At 35.0% G+C, this 22,154-nt stretch carries 23 protein-coding genes and 2 tRNA genes; 11 read left to right on the top strand and 14 right to left on the bottom strand.

Going from position 1 to position 22,154, the window contains the following annotated elements:
* Complete coding sequence (locus ACMAWV_RS11175) at positions 1 to 1,269, top strand: adenylosuccinate synthase (RefSeq protein ID WP_103217758.1); 1,269 nt, start codon at positions 1 to 3, stop codon at positions 1,267 to 1,269.
* Between the two features lie 464 nt (positions 1,270 to 1,733).
* Here ACMAWV_RS11175 and mtaB read toward each other — a convergent pair whose 3' ends face one another.
* Positions 1,734 to 3,056, bottom strand: coding sequence for a tRNA (N(6)-L-threonylcarbamoyladenosine(37)-C(2))-methylthiotransferase MtaB (mtaB, locus tag ACMAWV_RS11170; RefSeq protein ID WP_412470357.1), 1,323 nt, complete (start codon positions 3,054 to 3,056; stop codon positions 1,734 to 1,736).
* Between the two features lie 201 nt (positions 3,057 to 3,257).
* On the opposite strand from mtaB, the gene ACMAWV_RS11165 reads away from it, so the two are divergent.
* Both ACMAWV_RS11165 and ACMAWV_RS11160 read left to right on the top strand, forming a co-directional pair.
* Positions 3,258 to 3,334: transfer RNA gene (locus tag ACMAWV_RS11165), tRNA-Lys, on the top strand.
* Positions 3,335 to 3,376: 42 nt separating this feature from the next.
* Positions 3,377 to 3,454 (top strand) — tRNA-Glu (locus ACMAWV_RS11160).
* A 146-nt stretch (positions 3,455 to 3,600) separates the two neighbouring features.
* Here ACMAWV_RS11160 and ACMAWV_RS11155 read toward each other — a convergent pair.
* From ACMAWV_RS11155 to ACMAWV_RS11130, 6 genes are all read right to left on the bottom strand, one after another.
* Complete coding sequence (locus tag ACMAWV_RS11155) at positions 3,601 to 4,425, bottom strand: hypothetical protein (RefSeq protein WP_412470358.1); 825 nt, start codon at positions 4,423 to 4,425, stop codon at positions 3,601 to 3,603.
* Between the two features lie 89 nt (positions 4,426 to 4,514).
* Positions 4,515 to 5,486, bottom strand: coding sequence for a tyrosine-type recombinase/integrase (locus ACMAWV_RS11150; RefSeq protein WP_412470359.1), 972 nt, complete (start codon positions 5,484 to 5,486; stop codon positions 4,515 to 4,517).
* A complete protein-coding gene (locus ACMAWV_RS11145; RefSeq protein WP_412470360.1) occupies positions 5,473 to 5,691 on the bottom strand; it encodes a helix-turn-helix domain-containing protein in 219 nt (72 codons plus the stop codon). Before ACMAWV_RS11145 ends, ACMAWV_RS11150 begins: the two co-directional genes overlap by 14 nt.
* A gap of 20 nt (positions 5,692 to 5,711) precedes the next feature.
* Complete coding sequence (locus ACMAWV_RS11140) at positions 5,712 to 6,680, bottom strand: hypothetical protein (protein ID WP_412470361.1); 969 nt, start codon at positions 6,678 to 6,680, stop codon at positions 5,712 to 5,714.
* A gap of 35 nt (positions 6,681 to 6,715) precedes the next feature.
* Positions 6,716 to 7,702, bottom strand: a complete 987-nt coding sequence (locus ACMAWV_RS11135) for an AAA family ATPase (RefSeq protein WP_412470362.1) — start codon at positions 7,700 to 7,702, stop codon at positions 6,716 to 6,718.
* Positions 7,695 to 7,883, bottom strand: a complete 189-nt coding sequence (locus tag ACMAWV_RS11130) for a hypothetical protein (protein WP_412470363.1) — start codon at positions 7,881 to 7,883, stop codon at positions 7,695 to 7,697. The genes ACMAWV_RS11135 and ACMAWV_RS11130 overlap by 8 nt, the downstream gene beginning before the upstream one ends.
* A 467-nt stretch (positions 7,884 to 8,350) precedes the next feature.
* On the opposite strand from ACMAWV_RS11130, the gene ACMAWV_RS11125 reads away from it, so the two are divergent.
* Positions 8,351 to 9,247 carry a tyrosine-type recombinase/integrase gene (locus tag ACMAWV_RS11125; protein ID WP_412470364.1) on the top strand — a complete coding sequence of 299 codons (897 nt, stop codon included), beginning with the start codon at positions 8,351 to 8,353 and terminating at the stop codon, positions 9,245 to 9,247.
* A gap of 13 nt (positions 9,248 to 9,260) precedes the next feature.
* Here ACMAWV_RS11125 and ACMAWV_RS11120 read toward each other — a convergent pair whose 3' ends face one another.
* Together ACMAWV_RS11120 and ACMAWV_RS11115 are read right to left on the bottom strand one after the other, a co-directional pair.
* Positions 9,261 to 10,001: a hypothetical protein gene (locus ACMAWV_RS11120; protein WP_412470365.1), complete on the bottom strand. Its 741-nt coding sequence runs from the start codon at positions 9,999 to 10,001 to the stop codon at positions 9,261 to 9,263.
* Between the two features lie 14 nt (positions 10,002 to 10,015).
* Positions 10,016 to 10,756, bottom strand: coding sequence for a type II toxin-antitoxin system antitoxin SocA domain-containing protein (locus ACMAWV_RS11115; protein ID WP_412470366.1), 741 nt, complete (start codon positions 10,754 to 10,756; stop codon positions 10,016 to 10,018).
* A gap of 362 nt (positions 10,757 to 11,118) precedes the next feature.
* Here ACMAWV_RS11115 and ACMAWV_RS11110 point away from each other — a divergent pair, with 362 nt between their 5' ends.
* The 3 genes from ACMAWV_RS11110 (at position 11,119) to ACMAWV_RS11100 (ending at position 14,891) form a co-directional block, all read left to right on the top strand.
* Positions 11,119 to 12,012, top strand: a complete 894-nt coding sequence (locus ACMAWV_RS11110; RefSeq protein ID WP_412470367.1) for a hypothetical protein — start codon at positions 11,119 to 11,121, stop codon at positions 12,010 to 12,012.
* Between the two features lie 336 nt (positions 12,013 to 12,348).
* Positions 12,349 to 13,248: a hypothetical protein gene (locus ACMAWV_RS11105; protein WP_412470368.1), complete on the top strand. Its 900-nt coding sequence runs from the start codon at positions 12,349 to 12,351 to the stop codon at positions 13,246 to 13,248.
* A gap of 182 nt (positions 13,249 to 13,430) precedes the next feature.
* Entirely contained in the window at positions 13,431 to 14,891 is a 1,461-nt protein-coding gene (locus ACMAWV_RS11100; protein WP_103217755.1) for a hypothetical protein, read from the top strand.
* Between the two features lie 12 nt (positions 14,892 to 14,903).
* Here ACMAWV_RS11100 and ACMAWV_RS11095 read toward each other — a convergent pair whose 3' ends face one another.
* A complete protein-coding gene (locus ACMAWV_RS11095; RefSeq protein ID WP_412470369.1) occupies positions 14,904 to 15,725 on the bottom strand; it encodes an SDR family NAD(P)-dependent oxidoreductase in 822 nt (273 codons plus the stop codon).
* Between the two features lie 176 nt (positions 15,726 to 15,901).
* On the opposite strand from ACMAWV_RS11095, the gene ACMAWV_RS11090 reads away from it, so the two are divergent.
* Positions 15,902 to 16,741, top strand: coding sequence for a lipid A-modifier LpxR family protein (locus ACMAWV_RS11090; RefSeq protein ID WP_412463434.1), 840 nt, complete (start codon positions 15,902 to 15,904; stop codon positions 16,739 to 16,741).
* Here the strand turns inward: ACMAWV_RS11090 and ACMAWV_RS11085 are convergent.
* The gene (locus ACMAWV_RS11085) at positions 16,727 to 17,272 is read right to left on the bottom strand and encodes a GNAT family N-acetyltransferase (protein ID WP_392993472.1); all 546 of its coding nucleotides are present in this window, start codon (positions 17,270 to 17,272) and stop codon (positions 16,727 to 16,729) included. The genes ACMAWV_RS11090 and ACMAWV_RS11085 overlap by 15 nt on opposite strands.
* 164 nt (positions 17,273 to 17,436) lie before the next feature.
* Here ACMAWV_RS11085 and ACMAWV_RS11080 point away from each other — a divergent pair, with 164 nt between their 5' ends.
* Together ACMAWV_RS11080 and ACMAWV_RS11075 are read left to right on the top strand one after the other, a co-directional pair.
* The gene (locus tag ACMAWV_RS11080; protein WP_103217751.1) at positions 17,437 to 17,661 is read left to right on the top strand and encodes a hypothetical protein; all 225 of its coding nucleotides are present in this window, start codon (positions 17,437 to 17,439) and stop codon (positions 17,659 to 17,661) included.
* Positions 17,662 to 17,738: 77 nt separating this feature from the next.
* On the top strand, positions 17,739 to 18,161 hold the full coding sequence (locus tag ACMAWV_RS11075) for a MarR family winged helix-turn-helix transcriptional regulator (protein ID WP_146037834.1): 423 nt from the start codon (positions 17,739 to 17,741) through the stop codon (positions 18,159 to 18,161).
* Here the strand turns inward: ACMAWV_RS11075 and ACMAWV_RS11070 are convergent, their stop codons facing one another.
* Positions 18,162 to 19,028, bottom strand: coding sequence for a radical SAM/SPASM domain-containing protein (locus ACMAWV_RS11070; protein ID WP_103217749.1), 867 nt, complete (start codon positions 19,026 to 19,028; stop codon positions 18,162 to 18,164).
* Between the two features lie 99 nt (positions 19,029 to 19,127).
* On the opposite strand from ACMAWV_RS11070, the gene ACMAWV_RS11065 reads away from it, so the two are divergent.
* Positions 19,128 to 20,006, top strand: coding sequence for a hypothetical protein (locus ACMAWV_RS11065; protein ID WP_412470370.1), 879 nt, complete (start codon positions 19,128 to 19,130; stop codon positions 20,004 to 20,006).
* A gap of 29 nt (positions 20,007 to 20,035) precedes the next feature.
* Here ACMAWV_RS11065 and ACMAWV_RS11060 read toward each other — a convergent pair whose 3' ends face one another.
* Together ACMAWV_RS11060 and ACMAWV_RS11055 are read right to left on the bottom strand one after the other, a co-directional pair.
* Positions 20,036 to 21,148 carry a hypothetical protein gene (locus tag ACMAWV_RS11060; protein WP_412470371.1) on the bottom strand — a complete coding sequence of 371 codons (1,113 nt, stop codon included), beginning with the start codon at positions 21,146 to 21,148 and terminating at the stop codon, positions 20,036 to 20,038.
* Between the two features lie 24 nt (positions 21,149 to 21,172).
* Positions 21,173 to 22,126 carry a hypothetical protein gene (locus tag ACMAWV_RS11055; RefSeq protein ID WP_392993478.1) on the bottom strand — a complete coding sequence of 318 codons (954 nt, stop codon included), beginning with the start codon at positions 22,124 to 22,126 and terminating at the stop codon, positions 21,173 to 21,175.
* Positions 22,127 to 22,154: the final 28 nt, after the last annotated feature.

The raw sequence follows: 22,154 nt of genomic DNA, 5'->3' as shown, positions 1-22,154 counted from the left end.
ATGAAATCACTTGCGATTATTGGTTCTCAATGGGGAGACGAAGGTAAAGGAAAAATCACTGACCTACTTGGACTAAAATGCGATGTTGTTGTTCGCTACCAAGGAGGAAACAACGCAGGTCATACGATCATCGTTGGAACAAAAAAAGTTGTTCTTCACCTAATCCCTTCAGGTATTTTACACGATCACTGTGTATCAGTTATTGGTCACGGTGTTGTACTTGATCCAGAAGCATTTTCTAAAGAAATAGAAAATGTAAAAAATTCTGGTCTAACTGTTTCTCCTGAAAAACTAAAGATATCTTCTAACACTTCTGTTATCACTTACTACAACCGCCTTCTTGACGGTCAACGTGAAGCAAAGGGCCCTGTCAAAATTGGAACGACAGGAAAAGGAATTGGTCCTGCATACGAAGATAAAATTTCACGCAAGGGTATCAAAGTAAAAGATCTTTTTAACAAAGAAGTCCTTACAGAGAAATTGAAAGCAAACCTTTTAGAAAAAGAAACATTATTCACTAAATTATATGAATGTGAATTTCCAAGTGTAGAGGAAGAAGTTGAAAGACTAATGACTCTTGCAAAAGAAATTGAACCATTTGTTTGTGACACTTTCAGCTTCCTTGATGAGGCAAAACGCGCTGGAAAGAAAATTCTTTTTGAAGGTGCACAAGGTGTTCTACTTGATATCGACTTTGGTTCATACCCATTCGTAACATCTTCTTCTACTGCTTATGCAGGTATTTACTCAGGAGCAGGACTTCCTGGTGGAACAGTCGAAGAAGTACTAGGAATTACAAAAGCCTACACAACAAGAGTTGGAGAAGGCCCATTCCCTACTGAGCTTTTTGATCAAATGGGAGATGATATTCAAACTAAAGGTGGCGAGTTTGGAGCGACAACAGGTCGTAAGAGAAGATGTGGATGGCTTGACCTCCCTCTTCTAAAATACTCTGTTAAATGCTCTAACCTAACTTCTATCGCTTTAACAAAATTAGATGTTCTAAGTGAGATGGGACCTCTAAAAGTTTGTACAGGATATGAGTACGAAGGTCGTACGATCGATTGTGCTTATCCGGGAATTGATCTTGCAAAGGTTAAGCCAATCCTAAAAGAAGTACCCGGCTTTAACGATGACTTCAAAGGTGAGCTATCACAAGAAGTTAAAGACTATATTGCTCTTATCGAAGAAGCGATTCAAATCCCTGTAGGGATCATTGCTTTTGGTCCAGAAAGATCTGAAATCAAATTTCTAAAAGAATACTTCTAAATTTAAGTTAGAACTTCGGCCCTGAGTTACCTCGGGGCCTATATCCATCTTGTGTCGGTTTTTTTTGAGATGGCCGTCGCAGAAAACCATCATTGAGGCGAGTGCCTAATTCAAAGCTACTCATAGATTGTGTGTGGTATATGCTCAATCGCATCTTCTAATAAGCGCGATGGATTTATAATTTATAAAGCCCTTGTGCTACAGCGGGAGAGAGAGATGTACGCAGTAGCACAAAGATTTTCGCCAGTAAGACACTTCTTCAGATTCAGAGAGGGACTTGAGAAATTAAAATCGGCAAGTGGAGTTTTTTAAAAGCAGAACAAAAAATTCTAAGGCTTGCCAACCTTGTTTCCTACTGACAAAACTAGAATATAAAAATTCATCCACCTGAGTGTTCAAGTTGTGTTAGGAAAACGTTTTTAATTGTTAATTAATTGTCAAAAAGATCGTGAGCGCCGCAGCATCTAGCATAACTCAGCAAAAACCTTATTCTCTTTAAACTCAATTAAGCGAACTTGATGGATTTGATTCTTTAAATCACCATCATGTGCAACCTTAACGCGAATAAAGTTTGAAGTGTAACCTTCCCATAGGCCTTGTTTGTCTTTCTTTTCAAAAAGAACTTGAGATGTCTCTCCGATATAGTCTTCAGAGAACATATTTAGCTTAGCATCTCCAAGCATCATAAGAGTCTTTACACGACTCTTTTTTACTGGGTGCTGAATATGGTCTTCCATACGTGCAGCAACTGTATTCTTTCTTTTAGAATATGGAAACACATGGAAGTGAGTGATTGGTAACTCTTTTAAAAGGTTAAAAGTATCTTGGAATTGCTCATCAGTTTCTCCAGGGAAACCACAGATTACATCTGCTCCAATTCCAGCGTTTGGAAAACGCGTGATAATTTTATTAATGATCGTCTTATATTCTTCTACAGTATACTTACGCTTCATTCCCGAAAGAATTTCATCATTCCCACTTTGCATAGGTACGTGGAAGTGATCAAGAAACTTTGGATTAGCGTGCATATAATCAAGAAGCTCATCTGTAATCGTATTCGGCTCAACACTACCAAGTCGAATTCTCTCTAAACCCTCCAGAGCATTTAACTCTTTTAATAGATCTAAAAGTTTTTCACCTGAAGTAGTTTCGTACTCACCAATATTTACACCAGTAAGAACGATCTCTTTAAAACCTTGAGCAACAACAGCTCTCGCCTCTTCCATTGCTTGTGCAATTGAAACCGCTTTTGAACGTCCTCGAGCAAAAGGAATAATACAGAATGAACAAACGTAATTACATCCATCTTGTATCTTTAAGAAAGCTCTAGTGTGTCCTTCTTCTTTAGAAGTTGCAGCACCAAAGAAGTCTTTGGACTTATCGATGTGGATTGTATCTGTTTCATCTTCGTTTAAGTAATCAAAGACTTTATATTTTTCACTTGTTCCTAAAACGAGATCAACACCAGTCATCTTTGCAATTCTTGGCGCATCCATTTGAGCGTAACAGCCTGCCACAACAATCTTTCCATCTGGAGAAGAACGGTGTGCCTTACGAATTAAGTTTCGACAAGTTGAATCTGCACTATCTGTTACAGTACATGTGTTAATAAAAGTAACATCAGCTTGCTCACCAAACTCAACAACCTTATACCCACGCTCAACAAAGCCTTGAGAAATTGTTCCTGTCTCAGAAAAATTTAAACGACAGCCCAAAGTATGAAACGCTACTTTTTTTCCATCAAAATTTTCTAATTCATTATTTGTTGAATCTACTTCTGTTGTCACTGAAGCCTACCTCTTAAAACACTAGTAATAGTGGGCTAAATTAGCTCATAAGGCCTTTGATGACAAGGTGGGCGATAAAAAATACTAAGGGTAAATAAAATTAACTTCTTAAAAAAATTACACTTTTTTTTTATTTTTTTTAAATTCCCTGTTGACTTCTGAACCAAGATTACTTATATTCAATCTCACCAAAACACAGATGGTCTCTTAGCTCAGTTGGTTAGAGCATCTCCCTTTTAAGGAGAGGGTCCTGCGTTCGAGTCGCAGAGAGATCACCATTTTAATGTTTTTTGGTTTCCAAATCCGGGAATTAAGTTAGCGCTCCCATCGTCTAGCCCGGTCTAGGACACCGCCTTTTCACGGCGGTAACAGGGGTTCGAATCCCCTTGGGAGTACCAGTTTTATAAAGAAGCCAGACCTAGTCTGGCTTTTTTATTTTCTACCTACGGCGCATATGAAATTCGGGTGTGCCAATTTGAATCCAGCTTTATTGATCCACTAAATCTACCACTAAGTTACCTATCAAACAAGGCCGTAAAAATAGCTAGTATCCACCGCCAACATTCTTCAGGAACTCTTTCATAATCTTATTGTTATATTCCCTATTCATATTCTGATAAAACTGTTGTTGCTCATTCATAAGGTTTTGCTGATTCATCATATGTATTTGCTGTTGTGAGGCTAATTGGCGCCTGTATGCATCCCTGTCCTGAGACTCTTTGACCTCCCTTAGCATTTCAACCACTTTACAAGTCTTTGATGAAATTCGACAGCCTTGTACAGCGTACCCAATAGCAAACTCTATCATTTTTAACTCATATGCTCTCATCGAGATATCCATACATGACTTTGCACTATTCTGCTCATAGCACTGCTCATACTTCGTATAAAAGTCTCTAGTTAAAGAACATTGGTATTCATCACCCAGCTTATTACAGGCATACTTCGATACTTCCGCAGCTTCACGAATGTTTCTTTTAGTATGATAGTAAGTTTGCGCTGCCGTACAGGCATTTTGATTATCATGCTTTAGGCATTGTTTCTTAATATACGAAATGTCACCGAGATGAACACTTCTAGGGCAATCAAGCATAATCGTTCTGTATACGTTATGCCCTTTATTTTCAAGAGGACTAAAAATTGTGTTTGCGCCCAGCTTTGCTGCTTGATTTTTAAAGTGGTTTACAAATTTATCTTCACCAGAAAACCACCCATTACTATTATACGTTTCGTCCTTAACAACAGTACACATAGCAGTTAATGGATTAGTGTGGTGTATTTCTACAACCTTGCTACCTTCCTCTGTTGTAACGCTTGCACAGCTCATAATTCCCAGTAATGTAATTAATGCAATAAAATTTCGTTTCATACTTCCCCCTCAAAGCCCTTATCGGTACTCAACAAGAAAATCATCAACTATTTTTATTGCAATTAATTACAACTACTTACCTCTGATAACTACAGGGAACTTAAAGCGCCAAGTTTCTCAGATAATAAATTAACGGCCATCTTTTGATGATCACTAGGTGCAAATTTAGCATAATGCTGTACAAGCTTTTGATCTTTATGGCCTGTAACAGCTTGAACAACTTCTAAACTCCCACAGTGTATCCTAGTTAGTGTTGCCATAGAGTGCCGAATGAAGTGAGTTGACGAGAACTTACCATATAAGCCCACTTTCTTTAGAGCCTTATTGTAATGATACTGAATCGCCCTATAGCTTAATGGGTGCCCTCTATCATGAAACATAAGCCCATGCTCTTTATCAAAGTACTGAAAACGTCTCTTTACGATATCAAGCAACTCATTACTTAAGTGGCAGCAACGAATCTCACCATTCTTCGGCACTTCCTTAAGACTTTCAAATCGTTTATTTCTACCCCAAACAATTACATCCTTAATCAGCACAGTTGCCTTATCAAGATCAACACTCTCAAATCTTACTCCGGCAGCCTCTTGAACTCTTAATGCCAGCAAGAATTGAAAGATAGCAAGATCACGGTACACCTCACTATCAATTGCATTTAAGAATTTAATTAATTCATGCTCTGTCATCTTGTTAATCGTCTTCTTCTCAGATGTAATACGACTCAGCTTCCAATGTGCCTTAGTAATAGGTACAACAAAGCGATAATCAAAGTGCTCACGATACCAATTAAACACGGCTCTCAATAACTTTAGCTCATTATCAAAAGACTTTCTTTTGTGGTTCTTATTCTTAGCACATCGCTGTTTCTTGAAAGTTAAATATTGTGACATTAATTCTGCTGTAAAATCCTTTAACGGGATCGCAGTGATCCCATCAAAAAATTTTGCTAGCTCAATTCTGTTCCGTTGTGTTTGCGGCTGTAAGCTAGATAGTTGGTTAGTAATATACACCTGCCAAAGATCACCGAAAGTCTCGATATTTACTACTTCAAACTTCTCCATACCTAACCCACCTTACTAATTCATTTCTTAAAAAATAGAGCTTTCCTAAGCGTTTATAATTAGGAATAAGACCCTTTTGACATAACTGATACACGTATCCCTTAGATACATTTAGAAAGCTTGCTACATCATTTACAGACATTAGCTCTTCAATACTTTCAGCATCGCTACTTATTACACATGTATTTGGCTTTGAGAAGGCCACTCTGAAATCCCCCTTCATGCCTATGCTCCAACTAGATCGTTAGGATAAGGTAAACCACCTATTCCATTGATTAATGAAGGTGAAAACGCAGGGTTAAGCTCATAAAACCTTTTAAGTAGTGACTTTGTCTCTCTCCTATCTGCACCTTTAATACATAACCATTTACGCTTTGGCGGTGTAACAATCTTCTCACAGCTAGCAACATAATTACGACTAGATGACCTAAGATCAATTTCAACGTTATCAGGTATATTCTCCCAGTTAACCCGCCCAGACTCACTCCACGAAATATCCCAACTTACACCAAGGGCGTTTGCATATCGCCTATACGCAGCGAGTTTCCTCGCCTCTCGATCAGAGAATATTCCCTTATCTGGATTAGAGTGATCAAACAATGCCTTCTTACCGCCGTAATTATCACCAAGATACATAAAGTTAGAAGCCTTATAGATAATCCCTCTTTCACCTGCACCATAAACATCACTGTAACCATAGAAAAGTCTCGACTCAGAATTCTTTGACATCCAGTCTATAGTCTTAGATATTTGCCACGAATTAAGAAAAGGTGGTGCAATTGAGCTACATGCGCCACGACTAAGAACTTTCTCAAGCTTTGCCGTATCTTCACCAAGTATTTTTGAAAACATATTAGGAGTACTTAAAACTTGTACACCTACCATTTCACCTTTGAAATAACTTGCAAAATAATGAGTATTCCTTTGAGCCAACTTTCTAAGGTACTCATACTTTTTAATAAATTCTTTCGCCTTCCTTACTTCCTTCTTATTACTTAAAGGAATATGTCTAAACTCAAACTCATCTTTCTTTAAATTCATAATATCTAATGGTGTAAGTCCAAACTTCTCTAGGTCATCCTCGAAGTGCATCTGCCTCCTTACACTTTGCTCACATTTAGGAATTACCCCATTTGTCCAATTTTCAAAAGCTTGCTTTGCTTTTATATAATTTTCATTAATATTCTTATTCATAACTTTCTCCATTTACGTTTGCACGTATGTATCACCTATAGGGTTACGCAGCTGTGCAGTTGTTCTTCACTTGTGTAATAAAAGGAATTCTTCCCTATACTTTTCTTTTTGACCTTTCCTAGCTCAAATGCATTCTTGATTTCATCACGTGCCTTTCTTTCTTTTATTGGATAACTATCTACTATCAAGTCTACAAGATCTCCTGAGGTAACAGCTCCGACTCTTTCAACTATCTTTGAAATGTCATCACTAGTTACATCATTAATCTCCCTGACATACTCGTCGATCGCTTCAAGGGTCATATTTTTTCCTCTTTTAATCTTTAAAGTATCTAGTGGTTCGTGATTCCTCATCTCAAACGAAAGCTTTAACAAGTCCTTCTCTTTTGTTTTTTCCAAGCTCCATGATGCATCAGGTACGTCAGCAAGGGCGCTTGATCCTCTATGCTTATGTCCCGGTTGACTACCATTTGATTTTTCACTTCGCTTCCCTTGGTGATGTATTAAGACGCAAGCAATATCAAAAGAGGAAACAATAGACTTCAAATCAGTCAGTAAAGGTGCCATATCACTTGATAGGTCTTCATTCTTATTGTGAAGAGTGTACAAAGGATCTAGAATTAACAAGTCTGGTTTCACCTCACTTAAGATATTAGTTAATAGACTCTTACCTTCATTTGTATCTATTTTGATTCTTTCATTATAAAAAATAATCGACTCACCATATTCAGAAACATCCTCATCACCAACAAGACTTCTTAAACGATTTGCAAGCATGGGAACCGAGACTTCTGTCTGAACAACTAGCACCTTGCCTTTTTGAGTATTAAACCGATTCAGGAATCTTTGTGCTTTTGCTAGTGCAATTGCCAAAACAAGACAGAAAAAAGTCTTTCCTACCTTAGCCGCCGCAGACATTAAAATCAGCTCTTTCCGATTAATTAATCCTTGAACAAGCCAAGGAGGAGCCGGGTACTTCCCCGGCTCAGTAAGTTCAATCAAGTTAATAAAACGATTACTCATAATCATGTGCCCATTCAAAATTGTCTTTAAAGTCCTTCATTTTTCTTTCTAGATCGAATGCAATGATTTCGTTTATGGAGCTATTCAACTTTATTAAACTACCGCCACTAAAATGAATCACAACTTCACCACTCAAATGTTCATTTTTAAATTTTTCAATTACTTTGTTGATTCTTTCCAAGTTTTATCCTTTGTTTAATTTGTTAATTTTAGTTGTAAGCGCTTACAAAAAAAGAGTTACTCTTATTTCTATGTAGTCATGACAATTCGGATAATATGTAGGGGTAAAGCAGTAATTATTGAAAAATTCAATTCAAGAATAATTACAAAGACTTCGGCCATTCAATCGGATAATACAAAGACAACACGCACAATAAAAATGTGTTTATGATGGTGTGGACATTCATGGATATAAAATGAAGTACTGCCCCCCCGCAATACCGAAAGACAGCCCTCAACGTCGTATAATGGATATTATCCGACATTAAATAGATGAATTAACTCAACACCATATCGTATTGAAAAGCGAATTTTAAAATTACAGAAATATATATTTAAACGTAGCTTGGGGCGTATACCACGAAAGAAATCTCAGTATTAATTACAATGGCCTATTGTAGTGAGGATACTTAATTTATAGTATGAAACATGACGCTACAAATACACAGAAATGATAGATATGAATATATACAAGCTTTAAATATATTTTTAACAAGAAGACCCAAGCACACACAGAAAGCTTACAAACAAAGAATTAAATATTTTTTGAAATGGTGCAGTCTAAATGAGTATAACGATATTACACAAGTAAACCACAATATACTTGAGGAATATATCGCTTATATGTTAGCAACAGGAAAAAAGCCTAACTCTATAAATGCAAATATTTCACCAATTAAAAGCTTTTTCAATATTCTAGAGAAAACTAAACTAATAAAAAATAACACTTTATGCCTTGTCCGCTCATGTAAAATTGATAGAAGGCAATGTAAAACCCAATGTCCTGACTCTAGCGTTATAAACAAGTTACTGAATTCGATACCTGATAACTCACAAACAAATCACAGAGATAAACTCATTATTCTATTTTTCTTAAATACAGGGATGAGAAGAGAGGAATTAAAAAAACTAAAAGTCAAAGATATTAAGCTAGATCATGTTTTAATCGAAGGTAAAGGTCAAAGAAAGCGATCAATTTCTATAAGTAAAAAGCTCAAGAAACAAGCTTCAATATATATAGCTTATTACAAGCTAGGTATCGAGGAGGAACTTTTTCAATCAATTAGTAATAATAATCGAAACAAACCTCTTACATCCGATAGCATAGGCAGGATCATAAAAAAGCGCGCTAAAGATATAAATGAATACCTGACGCCTCATATGTTCAGAGTTTACTTTGCAACAAATCATTTTAATATTGATACACCAATTAGTGTTATACAGCGAATAATGGGACATGAGTCTATAAATCAAACACAAAGGTATATTGCTATTTCGCTAGATAATAAAATCTCTTCAAAACATTGTTTAGAGATTGGAGTTTGAGTAAAAAAATAACTTATTCATCTTCTGATAGATTTATACAGTCCCTTAATTCTGACAAGTCTTCATCCGTTTCTTTTAGTAAATATTCTCTTACATGCATCAATAAGATGTTAAAGTACTCATCAGTTAACTTAATATCTGTGGGAGTAACGTTTGGAACAACAGGATTTGTAATAAATAGTCTATCTAATCTGGCAATCCCCTCATTGGGTACAAAATCTGTTTCTAAACCAGTCAACCTACAGTCTTTAAGGAACACAAAATGTGTATAATGCAAATGTTTTATTCTTTTAACAAACTCTGCGCGAAAACCTTTCATTGGATCACTCTGATGAGTAGAATACATAGGTATAAAAACAAAATCATCTGCATACTGATGTCTTGCACCTTTATCTTTTTTTGTTTCATCTAGTGGTGGTGGCAATATATCAGCCTTACCAATATATATACAAGGCCTCTTTTTTGCTTTAAACGCCATTAATTCTTCTGTTTCTTGTAATTTTAAATTTGGAATTGGAACCCTATTAAGAATTGAGGACGATTTAAAATGATTTGAGTTTAATCTTTCAAATTTAAGTTTTGCAGTATCGTGAACATCTGCACTTGCCCTTTCAGCATAAATTACGGTCATGTTTTTATCTATAAAAACAGTCGGAACCCAAGCAATTTGCCCGGGAACCATACTATAAGGTTTCCCAGAGCTATAAGGGTGAACTTTTTCATATGGATTAGTTATTAATTGCGTAATTCCCATTTCTATTTACTCTTTTAAAGAACTACATCTTTCACGCAAGCTAATATATTAGGGATATCATTCAAGTCGCAATCATCCTCTCTATCCATAGAGGATACGCATTCAAAATAAATCTCATCATACTTTCCACTAGGTGGGTTATATGCAGGCTTCTTTCTATTTTTTATTCTAGATAAAATCTCTTTTGCTTTTTTAATTTTTCTCTTACTTATATCAACTTTTTCAGCAGGACGATTATCTATCCATTTTAAATTTTCAAAGTTTAAGATATCACCTTTAACAACTCCAATCATAGGCTCTGTACCTGAGTATACAAAATGTAGTAACTTCTTAGTATCTGAGGCATATTTTTTAATAGACCCCTGTATAGCCATTCTTGTCTGTATATTTGGCACTACTTCTTGAGCTAATTTTTCGTACTCATTATCAGTTAAATCATCAACTCCAACATAAAAAGCTGTATAAGTATTTGCTTCATTTATGTTGTCAGGAGAAATTCTTGTTTTTATATTTGTACAAATATAGCCATTTATTGCTGCTTCATTAATCTGCTTATATGATTCAACTGTCCAGGGCCCAAAATCCCAAAAAATCCAATCTAAACCAGTAAGCGTTTTCTGCTCTGACCTCGCATTATAAAGGTCTAGTAGATATAGATATTTAATTATTTGAATAGTCCACACAAAACGGCATCCACAACGATTTGCTGTAGCGACTATGTATCTTATCAATTTCAAGTTATAGTCATTTGCCATTTGTTACCACTTATAAACTCAACGGTCTTCTTTGAGTTAGTATAAACCTCTATCAATTATAAAAATATTGGGAAATTAACGTTTTAGTATACTAAAAAACTCAGCTTTTGTCGAGAGCACAACATAATGTAAATTCAATAGGTTAAAGAATTCTGATATCAGGGTCTATAAGCACATTGAAATTATGCAACTAAAAATCATCTTTAGATGATTCAAAGTATAGATATTAAATAGCTAAAATTACAATCTAACATTTAGTTAGAATTTTAATAAACGAATAATTATATATTCTCTATAAATATTAATTTACCTAGCTTCTTACTTAAGTATTCGTTTAATATAAAATACATGGAGGGTATTAAATGTCTCAATTAATATATAATACATCAAAAAGAATAGACTCACCTGTTTATCTAACTGAAAAATCATTGATAGATTTAGATGAAACATTAGAAAAACTGGAAGATAAAATAAAGTTAACTTTAACAGATATTAAGAAAAATCTCCCCTCAGAAGAAAGCTATAGAAATGAAAATATAAAATACATAAAACAAATTTCAGCTGAGTATGATGGCTTTACAGCCGAATATAAGAAGGTAGAAGATATTATCAACTCACTTGATAGTGCTAAGGCACCAATCTCAATTCAAGTTAAAATAAGAATTACAGAAGGTTCTGGTTATGGAGATTTAATTAGCATAGATTTTAAAAATAAATCATATTACAAAGATCTTTCTATTTCCGTTGATCAACAGCTATCTAACTACAGAGAATATTATGAACTACTACTCAACTGGCTAGATAAACAGAAACCTCCTAAACACATAGTAATATGGAAATATATTTCTCAGTATGGTTTCTGGTTTTTTTGGATTTTCTATGCATACATTATCTATAAGACTTCGACAGGGACAATAGAAGTACCATCGGATTTAAGCAACCAAATTCAAGTCGCAGTAAATGAAGGTAACCTCTCCTCAAAAGAAATGATGAAGTTGTTGTTAAGAATAGGATCTGGTGAATCTTTAGTTAAGGAAATACCTAAAGAAAGTACTGGTCTTGGTATTACTTTTTATTTATCAGCCTTACTAATCTCAATTTTATTCCTATTCTCACCAAAAGAATCATATGTAGCAATAAAGAATAATAAGACGAGATACTGGTGGAGAACTAAGATAAATAAAGCTCTCCTTATAACTTTTCCATTATCTATTATTTCGTATATTGGCAGTGTTCTATATTCTAAAATCATGTAATAAATTAAAATATTATACTTCAACAAGAAGAAATTAGAAAAATGTATTGATAACAGCTTAATATTAATAATCTTATTTACACACCCCTTGGGAGTACCAGTTTTATAAAGAAGCCAGACCTAGTCTGGCTTTTTTATTTTCTACGCCTTTCTTTTCTCAAACACTTTCAACCATTTCACTTAACCATCTACTACACTATAAGGTGGGATTTATCTTAGTTTTTACACACTTCGTTTACAATACGCCTAAATAAAAATAGTCTCGCAAAATAATTAGCAAACCTATTAGCATAATAGAACAAATGATATGAGTTCTGATTTTAATTATTGGGGATATATGAAGAAACTTATTTGGATTTTACCGGTACTAGTTATAGCGATTTATTTTTTTGTCGCAAGTTCTGATAAAACACAAGACGATGTAGCAGTAAAAACTTCTACTCAAAAAGTCGAAAAAGAAAAACAGCAAAAGTCGACGAACTTGGCCAGTAGTCCTCTAGCAGAGAGTGGGTCCGCGAAGAAGATAGATGATAGTCCAGAGCTTTTGAATGAAAAGAAAATAGTCATCAAAAAAATTTTAAAAGATCTATCTAAAGCAAAGTTAAATGAAACATTTGAAAATGCTTTTAAAAATAAAAAATTTAATGAGAAATCTCCACAGAAAAAAGAGAAGCTTCTTGAGCTAGTAAGAAACTTTCCATTTCAAGAGAAGCTTGAAAAGTCATATGAAAACTTAGACCTAGATGAACTTGAGGCAATTGCTGAGATTCAAGATAGTGAGACCTCTAAAAAATTACAAGAAAATGCTCAGCAAACACAGGACAAGATTGTAGATCTTATAACAAATGGTAAGGAATACTCACTTCCTGAGGATAAAAGAGAGATTGTGAACAGTATTATTGAAGAAGCTGCACTTCTAGAGCAATCAACAGCTTCGTCTAAGAGTTTAATTCAGGCAATGATGGTACATACTGAACAAGAAAGAAATCCTACAATGAATATAAACGAAGTCGTTGCTAACGCTCAAAAGCAAACTGATGCAATTTTGGATGCACAGGGAAGAAATATAAAACTGGCCCTCGATATGTCATACGAAAGCTTATCAAAAGAAGAACTAGAGGCCCACTTACACATGCTTCAAAAAGTTGACGCTAAGAAAGCGTATCAAGCGGCACTAAAGGCCAGTAACTCCGTCTATAAGGAGTTTATGATCGAGTTCCTAAAAGTTATGAAATAAAATGATGGCCGCTTCAATAAGCGGCTTTTTTTTTGCCTACTTAAGACAATAAAATCACATTAATTCTATAAATAGCTAAAATCTCGTTAACCAATACTGGACTAAATATGTACTTTTTTCAAATATAAAGTATTGTATAATGAATATACTTTTAAGAGGTTATAAAAGCTAATTAGTTAATTATGATTGCACAGGACAAAGTTTTGGTGAATGATTACTACCATTTAGATCAAAAATATCGAGAATTCTTCGAGATGCACTTTCTTGCAGTTCTTCTGATGATTGTCTTATACGTAATCTTTTATTTCTATAATATTGAACCGCATCTTCTAACGACGATGAATTATATGATTGTCTTTGATTCAATTATGGCGATCGTTTTCTATAAGAAACTCTTTAAAAAAAATATTTCATTTGTGATATTTTTCTCAGTTGTAGTGGAAAGTCTCATTTGGTCAATTTACCCTCGCCTTGCAGATTATTCTGCCACAAGTTCACTTTGTTATATTGCAGGAATTATTGTTTTAGCGTTTCACTTACAACATACAAATATTAAGTACTGTCTTCTACACTTTATTATCATGGCCTCGAATAATTACTTCCTTAAAGATCAAAGCCTTGTTCTCGTCACATTCTTACATCTTTTCATTACGACAGTAAGCTCTATTCAATCGATTACTTTTAAGAATAATGCGAATCAGATTTGGCATAAAAAAGAACTTCATAAGAATATATTAAATCTAAAGAGTTACTTCACTCACAACTTACTCAATCCAATCAATAATATGCTTGCGATGATTTCTTCAGGCTTAGACGATAAAGATAAGATTAAGAATAGTTTGAGAAAAAATAGTAATCGTATTGAAGACTTCTTAATGAAGGAGTTCGATGATGTTGATCACTTACTCGATCATCAAGTAGATATTTTTAATATTCCAATTTTTAACAACTTTAAAAGATCATCGATTATCGTCATTCTATCAATGACTGCCTTCTACGCATTCTTTGCTGTAGATCTTTTTAATCCAGTTGCAAATATTTCTTATTCTGGCTTGGCCATTGTTATTAACTTTTTGATTTTTGCCTTTCACCTTTATAAGACGAAAAATCACTTCTCGATTCAAAAGATAAGCTATATTTATCTCTTTAATGCTCAACTACTATTTACACTGAAGTATTATCTAAACTCAAGTTCGGCTACGGCGCTTCCACTACTACTAAGTAGTTACCTATTCACAATCGTTCTTGCAGCAAATACAAGAATTAAATATATCTACAGCCTTACAATATCTGCATGCCTACTTTCACTAGTCGTTAATGATATTGTTAACTGTATCTTATTCATGTCATTTGTAATCTATTTTTCAAGAGTAGTTCTTGGCTTCTTTCATAAACAAGAATCAATATACAAAAGTATAAAGGAACTTGTTAAACATGAAACATCATCAAGATTTGCTGTTGAGATTGAAACGAAGTTATTACCGTTATATCAAAAGCTTCAAGATAGTATTGATCACTACCTTTATGACCATGAACTTGCCAATGACACGGAAGAAGTAATTGCGTCTGCACACGACTTTACTGAAGTAGTCCACTTATTAAATAATGGCGATGAATATCAGATGGCCCCGAATTCTCACTAAGAGTTTATAGAATTATTTATTTTGAGAAAGAGAAATTGCTTCTTCAATCTCATTCCCTTTAAAGCCACGACGTTCGATATAGCGTCTAAAGAAACCACTGGCCTTAGCAACAAGAGTTTTACGTTTTGGAATTACGACTTGCTCGGCCCTTTGTTCAATTCCAGAGATAATTTCAGAGACGACCTCTTCAAGGGAGATCATCTTCCAAGGACCTTCTTTATTGCCACCCCAAAGCTTATTTCCGACAGGGTCACTTGTCACACCATCCATTAATGGCGATGGAAAGAATGTCGGATGAAAGCTTCCAATATCGACACCAAGATGTCGAACTTCCATGCGAACACTATTGCAAACAGCATGAAGTCCTGCCTTGCTTGCAGCATAAGATGCTTGTAAAGGACAATGAACGAAAGAGGCCATCGAACAGATTGCGGCCATATAACCCTTGCTTTGTGTAATATATGGAAGAGCTGCTTTGAATGTGCGCCATGGACCATTTAGATTAATATCAATCACCTGTGAAAAGTCTTTTTCGCTTGAAGAGATCATTGGCGCCATTTTTGTGATACCAGCATTTGCTACGACGATATCTATTTTTCCAAAACAATCAAAGACCTTTGCCATGGCCAGTTCAAGAGATTCATAACTAGTTACATCGATACTTAGAGCTAAGCCTCCTAGTTCACTAGCCTGCTTTCTAAGTTTTTCACTATCAATATCCATCAACGCAAGCTTTGCGCCACGTTCAGCTAGTTCAACACTTAGAGCTGCACCTAGGCCTCCAGTAGAGCCTGTAATAACAATGACTTTGTCTTTCAAATCGATTCTATTCATAGTGAAATGCTTATAGCACCATAAAAGTCGACAATCTTATTTATTGTAAACTATACAAGAATACCTTTAATCACCATTATCTTCATAACTAACTGAAATAATAGTATTTAACTTAATTAAACAAGCAAAGTTGGCCATCTCGATGTGGATTTTTCCTAAAATGATACAATCGTTTAATGAAGTGGTTCTTCATAGTCACCCTATTCACTCTTACCTTATCAGCTTTCGCGCAAAGTAGGCCTCTTAACGAATTTTCAATAAAAATCGATAATGATGCTCCATTTGAAACTGATAGGTATTACTCTAATGGTCTTGAACTGATGTATCAGCGTAGGCTCTACTCTCAAGGTTCATTAACAAAGTTGCGCTTTGGAGTTGCTCATAAAATCTATACACCAGAAGCAACTTTAAGTACCACTGTAGTAGAAGGAGACCATCCTTATACTGGCCTACTCTACGGAATTCTTGGAATCTCTCACGTTAATAGCGATTACTATCTTCGTGCGGATCTATGGACAGGACAACAAGGCCCATCTGCTAAAGCAGGTATTTTACAAAATATATTTCATAAAATGACACCTTCTTCGCAAGTTAATGGCTGGCAGAATCAAATAAGTAATCAATACTTTTTTAATGGAGAATTTAAAATTATTAAGATCAATCGAGGTCCAATATTTGAATTATCTCCTTGGCTGCAAGGGCATTACGGTGGGCTTAAGCGAGATGTCGAAATTGGTCTTAAATTTGGAATGAGGCTTGGTTTCTTTGAATTATTTGCTAACGGCTCTTATGTCGCAAACTTTTTCGATGCTGTTCTACAAGGTTCAAAAAAGGTTGAATCAGTCTACGTTATTTCAGATGAAGACATGGAAGATATTTACTACAAAGCAGATGCTGGTTTTAATCTATTTTTTAGAAGTATGAGAGTGACATTGAAAGCGAACTGGCATGGCCCTCAGTTTAAAGGTGCCACTAATCACACTTTTGCAACTCTAGAAACATCATTCTATTTCTGATCGCAAAATTGAATAATACTTCATATCCCAATGCTTACCACGATGATAAATTTCATTTCTAAGTAGTCCTTCATACTTAAGCCCAAGCTTTTGCATGACTCTTTCACTTTGAAGATTTTCGGCCTTACAACGACACTGAATGCGTTCAATATCAAAGTTCTCAAAACAATAATTTATCACTTCCTGGGCGGCTTCAACGATAATCCCCTTCCCCCAAAAGTCATCGTTTAAAACATAGGCCAATTCCATACATTTATTCTTTGTCGAGACCCAAAAGCAACCGACGCAACCGATAAGCTTGTCATTCTCTTTTAAAGTAATAGCAAATGGTTCTGGTATCCCCTGCTCATAGTTTGAAAATGCGTACTTTTCAATAAAGTCGACACTATCTTCAACTGACTCATGAGGTTCCCATAGGGTATACTTCGAAATATGAGGCTTCTTTCCATATTCAAAAATAGAATCCTTATCGCTTAACCTAATTTCTCTAAGCACAAGCCTTTTTGTTTCAATTTTTGGTGGTTTCCACATATTACTTCCCCCCTATATCTGATCTTAACTGACAGATTTTATTATAACGACAAAAGTTTTACACAAAAACTGTATTTTTTTATTGTACGGAATTTTGGAAAGGAATAATATATAACAAATATATATAACCAAGTTATATAACTAAAACCATATGAGGATTAATTATGAAAAAATTACTACTTCTAGTTCTACTATCATCAGCTTTTGTTTCTTACGCAAATGAAGATTGGTCAGATTCAGTTGCTTCTGATGAAGCAGCAGTTATTGAAGAATCAGCACCAGCAACAGATTGTGCTGCAACTGGTGATTGTGTAGATGCTTCAGCTACTACAGATACTACTTTAGATACTGAGCTTTCAGACGATTCTGATCTGGAAGTTGAGCAATAATTAAAAAACCTTCCGCAGCAGCTCTCCAGCTGCTGCATTAATTTACGATCGGTACATCCTTGGTTTATACTAAAGACGTGAAAGACTTAGAATTTTCAAGAATACTTTTAGATGTCATGCCATTTATTATTCGCTCTATTAGAAGTGAACTCAGAGAAGCGGCATCCCCACATATTTCCTATCCTCAATTTAGGGCGCTCTCCAATATTGGCCGAGGACTAAGTACAGTTGGAGAACTAGCTGATCACCACGGAATAAGCCAGCCTGCAATGACTAAAACTATTAATATTTTAGTGGATGAAGAACTCGTAATAAAAAGTAAGTCTAGTGAAGATGCCAGACAAACAATTCTAAGCTTAAGCCCTAAGGGCCAACAACTTTACAGTGATGTGTGGAGTGAAGTTCAAGAAAAGATCTCTCTTAAACTAAAGAACTTTCCAATTAAAAACCGTAAAGCGATGGTTTCTAACTTACAAAAATTGAAAAGTATTATTAATTAATTATTTTTGAAATCGATTGATATATGTACAGTGCTGACAGAACTCTTCAACACGCTTATTATTATCAAACCCCTGCCTCATTGCGACTGCTCGTGGAGAACTAAGGATTGCTTTTAAGTCTTGATCAATTGCATTTCCTAATGGAATTTGACTTTCTTTATCCAGACAGCAAGGAACAACAGTTCCATCTGCATGAATTCCAATATGTGTTTTTAGGGCATGACAGCGCCCTTGTGTTCCTTGGTTTGGAAGATTCCAATCAGGCCAATCAAAATGTGAGTCAAAGTGAAGATAAACCTTATTCCAAATTCTTTTACTCTTAATCGACTCAACTTGAGTACGACGATTAATTTCAATATCGTAGAACCTCTCTAGAGTCTGAAACACCTCTTCATTTTCTTTCATAATTTGTTCATTACGGCCTAGGTTCCAAAGACGATAATTTACATATGTTTCAGGTGAAGTTTCATTTAACTCTTTTGAAAAATCTAAAATTGGTCTTAGGTAAGTATTGAAGTCGCGATTTGGGAAATTGTCTTTATAACTTTGAATCGAAAAATTAATCTGTCTTAAAACTTTGCTTTTAAGAAGAATTTCTTTTCGAGATGCAATGACCACCCCATTAGTTGTAATTTGAACTGGGACCTCATTACGCTCACATATCTCCATAATCTTCACGAAGTTAGGATGTGCCAGTGGCTCTCCCATTAGATGCAGACACACTTGCTTTGCAAGAGGCTTTGCCTGGATTAAGACTTTTTCAAAATCTTCTGGCGTCATGACCTTCTTATCTCTTTCTACAACAGGACAGAACGTGCACTGCAAGTTGCAAATATTTGAAATTTCAATGAAGATTCTATCTAGCATGAGACTTTCTAACACGCTTCATCAAGATTTGTCAGGTTTTTTTGACGAACAAGAAATACAACTCGATAATTATTATATTAAATAAATTTAGGGGGAAAGATGAAACAAGTACTACTAGTCGTAATTATATCTTTGATTGCATTTGCATCGGAGGGAAATCTTGATTCATTCTGTGCATCTAAAAAAGGTGATACTGGCCACTATAAATCAGGATCAAATTATTACATTTTCAAAGGGCCATTTCTCTATAAATTTGAAGAAGAACAAATTAGATTGATTTTTTCAAAGTATGAAATTCGTTCAGTAAAGGAATATAAAGGTAAGCTTTATATCCTGACACCAGATTATATATTTGTACATAATCTCAATAATTACGAATTTGTAACAAGCTTCCCTTCAACCCACTTACCAATTATACAAAAACATCAATCAGCACAAGATATGACAATAATGAATGATAAACTTTTTATCGCTCATGGCTCTCTTGGACTAATGAAGATCGACCTATCTTCATATAATGTAGAATCAGCTCACAACTTCGACCTACCCCACGATTCGAGCCAAGTTTCGACTGCCACTGGTATTGATAATGACGGCAAACGAATCTTTGTTATGCTTGATAATGTGACTTATAACTTTTCGACAAAGAAGAGAGCTTTTGAGGGTCTTGTTATTCTAGACGAAAATATGAATCAAGATAATGTTCTTTCAATTCGTCAAAACAGAGAAGCTCTTCATATGCCTAAAGCAGTTATTCATAATGGTTTTTTAATTTCAAAAAATATTCAAAACCTCTACTTTTATGAAATAAGTGAACTTAATAAGATAAAGTCACTGTGGCCAAAAAGAAGGCTTTATGACTTTGCTGGAGATGATCTAGCATCGACTCCTGCTATTGTAGATGGTAAGGTCTATGGTTGTTTCAATCAATACGACGGACTAACTTTCAAATACTTTCACAGAGAATTTAAACTATAAAAAAGCCTAGGAAATCCTAGGCTTTTTTCTTATTTTAATCCGTATAATGACTCTAGCTTTTGATCTAGCTCTGGTACTGTTAATTTCATCTTAATATAAGTATCTATTAAGTTATCATTTAGAAGACGGTTTAAGTCCTCTCCATTTTCTAGCTGTTGATTGATATTGTAGCGAATTAGATCTCGTAATCCCTCAATCCCTTCAATATCACCTCTCTCCATCATCGCTTCAACTTGAGCTCTCTCTTTTCTATTAAAGTCAAAAAGATGAGAGATTCCAGTTGTTGCTTGAGAAACAAGATAGAATGCAGCTCCAACACCCTCTGATGTTAAAGTGATTCCCTTTCCTGTGTACTCAGTACCTTTCTCAAGATTATCAGCGCCAATTAGAAGTTCAGTTAACTTTGACGACTCAACACTTGCCTTCTCAATTAGCTTAAATACTTCTTCTAAAGTCATAACAGAAATATCGATAGGCTTCTCTAGAACTCTTGATAGAAAATCATTAATATCTGTCAATAACTCACTACCTTTAGTTGTTCCATCTAGAGCTAACTCAATTAATTTTTCAAGATGAGTCATTCTTGTGGCCTTTGAAAGAAGATCTACAATTTCTTCAGTTGCCATCGTTGAAATATCAAGAGGTTTTTCCAGAACTCTTGATAAGAACTCATTAATATCAGTTAACAATTCAGATGCTTCTGATGTTCCCTCAAATGCAAGATCAATGATCTTAGTTAAGAATTCTTCAGTTTTATCAGAACTTGGCTCTAAATAAACATAGATCTTTCTTGTTACCTCAATTGAAGACTTAGTCGCTTTACCAGATACTTCAAAAACCATAGCAATTCCGTCCGCAGTAAGACGGAACGCTGGCTTAGAAAATTCTGAAAGATTAATAATTTCTTCAGCTACTTTTTCTGAAGCACGGTACGAAGATTGGAGCCCTTTTGAAATTAGAGCTTCCAGCTTCTCTCGAGTAAAGTCTGCGACTTTTACCGTTTGTCTCGTTGAACTCTTGCCCGCATCATAGATTGCTTCTGAAACCTTTGAAGAGGCATCAAATGCAGCATCTCTAATATCGGCACCTACTGTATTAAGTGATAATAGAGTAAGTAAAATAGCTGAAGTTGTTCTTTTCATTATTAATCCTTTTTAAAAAAGTTATTATTTTACAATTTGACGTCCGTAGATTTCCTCTAGCTTATTCTCAAGATTAGGAACTGTTAGTCTAAGCTTGATATAAGTATCGATCGCATTATCATCAAGAAGCTTATTAAGATCCTCACCGTTTACAATTTCTTCATTGATATTGTGTCTAATTAGATCACGTAGCCCAGCAAGACCTTCAACGTCACCTCTTTCTACCATTTGCTCAATTTGCTCTCTTTCTTTTCTATTGAAGTCAAATAGCTGAGAAATTCCAGTAGTTGCCTGTGATACAAGATAGAACGCAGCTCCAATACCATTTGAAGTTAAAGAAATTCCTTTTCCAGAGTACTCAATACCTTTTTCAAAGTTTTCTGCACCTAAAAGGAACTCTGATGCTTGAGTAGACTTTTCACTTGCTTTTCCGATTAGCTCAAAGATCTCTTCAAGAGTCATCTTAGTGATATCAATTGGCTTCTCAAGAACTCTTGAAAGGAATTCATTAATGTCAGTAATTAGCTCTGATGCTTCTGATGTTCCTTCAAATGCAAGCTCTAGAAGTTCAGTTAAAAATTCACCTGTTGCTTCAAGAGTTGGCTCAAGGAAGATATAGATTTTCTTAGACACTTTTAAAGTTTGCTTTGTCCCTTTACCAGAGATTTCAAATACCATTGCTAGGCCATCAGCTGTAAAACGAAAAGCTGGCTTAGATACTTCAGATAGCTTTACGATTTCTTTAGCTAGTTTTTCAGAAGCTTTATAAGATGACTCTAAGTTCTTAGAAATAAATGCCTTTAGGTGCTCACCAGTAAAGTCAGCCACTTCAACCGTTTTATCTGTAGCGCTTTTTCCTGCATCATAAATAGCTTCAGAAACCTTTGAAGATGCTCCAAGAGATGCATCTCTTACCTCAATAGCATTTGCTTGAAGTGCCATAAGTGTCATAAGTGTCGCTGTAGTAAGTTTTTTCATAATTTTCTCCTCTTTCGTTGTTTTTTGT

Origin of the sequence: Halobacteriovorax sp. RT-1-1 (assembly GCF_047085455.1) — a bacterium.
GTDB lineage: Bacteria > Bdellovibrionota > Bacteriovoracia > Bacteriovoracales > Bacteriovoracaceae > Halobacteriovorax_A.
This window is presented reverse-complemented; position numbering and strand designations above follow the sequence as displayed.

Bases quoted from the DNA above. Each gene is read 5' to 3' on its own strand.
- ACMAWV_RS11175 (WP_103217758.1), top strand. From the start codon at position 1: ATGAAATCACTTGCGATTATTGGTTCTCAATGGGGAGACGAAGGTAAA.
- ACMAWV_RS11070 (WP_103217749.1), bottom strand. From the start codon at position 19,028: ATGCTAGATAGAATCTTCATTGAAATTTCAAATATTTGCAACTTGCAG.
- ACMAWV_RS11080 (WP_103217751.1), top strand. From the start codon at position 17,437: ATGAAAAAATTACTACTTCTAGTTCTACTATCATCAGCTTTTGTTTCT.
- ACMAWV_RS11100 (WP_103217755.1), top strand. From the start codon at position 13,431: ATGATTGCACAGGACAAAGTTTTGGTGAATGATTACTACCATTTAGAT.
- ACMAWV_RS11090 (WP_412463434.1), top strand. From the start codon at position 15,902: ATGAAGTGGTTCTTCATAGTCACCCTATTCACTCTTACCTTATCAGCT.
- ACMAWV_RS11150 (WP_412470359.1), bottom strand. From the start codon at position 5,486: ATGGAGAAGTTTGAAGTAGTAAATATCGAGACTTTCGGTGATCTTTGG.
- ACMAWV_RS11095 (WP_412470369.1), bottom strand. From the start codon at position 15,725: ATGAATAGAATCGATTTGAAAGACAAAGTCATTGTTATTACAGGCTCT.
- ACMAWV_RS11085 (WP_392993472.1), bottom strand. From the start codon at position 17,272: ATGTGGAAACCACCAAAAATTGAAACAAAAAGGCTTGTGCTTAGAGAA.
- ACMAWV_RS11105 (WP_412470368.1), top strand. From the start codon at position 12,349: ATGAAGAAACTTATTTGGATTTTACCGGTACTAGTTATAGCGATTTAT.
- ACMAWV_RS11135 (WP_412470362.1), bottom strand. From the start codon at position 7,702: ATGAGTAATCGTTTTATTAACTTGATTGAACTTACTGAGCCGGGGAAG.
- ACMAWV_RS11110 (WP_412470367.1), top strand. From the start codon at position 11,119: ATGTCTCAATTAATATATAATACATCAAAAAGAATAGACTCACCTGTT.
- ACMAWV_RS11060 (WP_412470371.1), bottom strand. From the start codon at position 21,148: ATGAAAAGAACAACTTCAGCTATTTTACTTACTCTATTATCACTTAAT.
- ACMAWV_RS11055 (WP_392993478.1), bottom strand. From the start codon at position 22,126: ATGAAAAAACTTACTACAGCGACACTTATGACACTTATGGCACTTCAA.
- ACMAWV_RS11115 (WP_412470366.1), bottom strand. From the start codon at position 10,756: ATGGCAAATGACTATAACTTGAAATTGATAAGATACATAGTCGCTACA.
- ACMAWV_RS11120 (WP_412470365.1), bottom strand. From the start codon at position 10,001: ATGGGAATTACGCAATTAATAACTAATCCATATGAAAAAGTTCACCCT.
- ACMAWV_RS11065 (WP_412470370.1), top strand. From the start codon at position 19,128: ATGAAACAAGTACTACTAGTCGTAATTATATCTTTGATTGCATTTGCA.
- ACMAWV_RS11140 (WP_412470361.1), bottom strand. From the start codon at position 6,680: ATGAATAAGAATATTAATGAAAATTATATAAAAGCAAAGCAAGCTTTT.
- ACMAWV_RS11125 (WP_412470364.1), top strand. From the start codon at position 8,351: ATGACGCTACAAATACACAGAAATGATAGATATGAATATATACAAGCT.
- ACMAWV_RS11155 (WP_412470358.1), bottom strand. From the start codon at position 4,425: ATGAAACGAAATTTTATTGCATTAATTACATTACTGGGAATTATGAGC.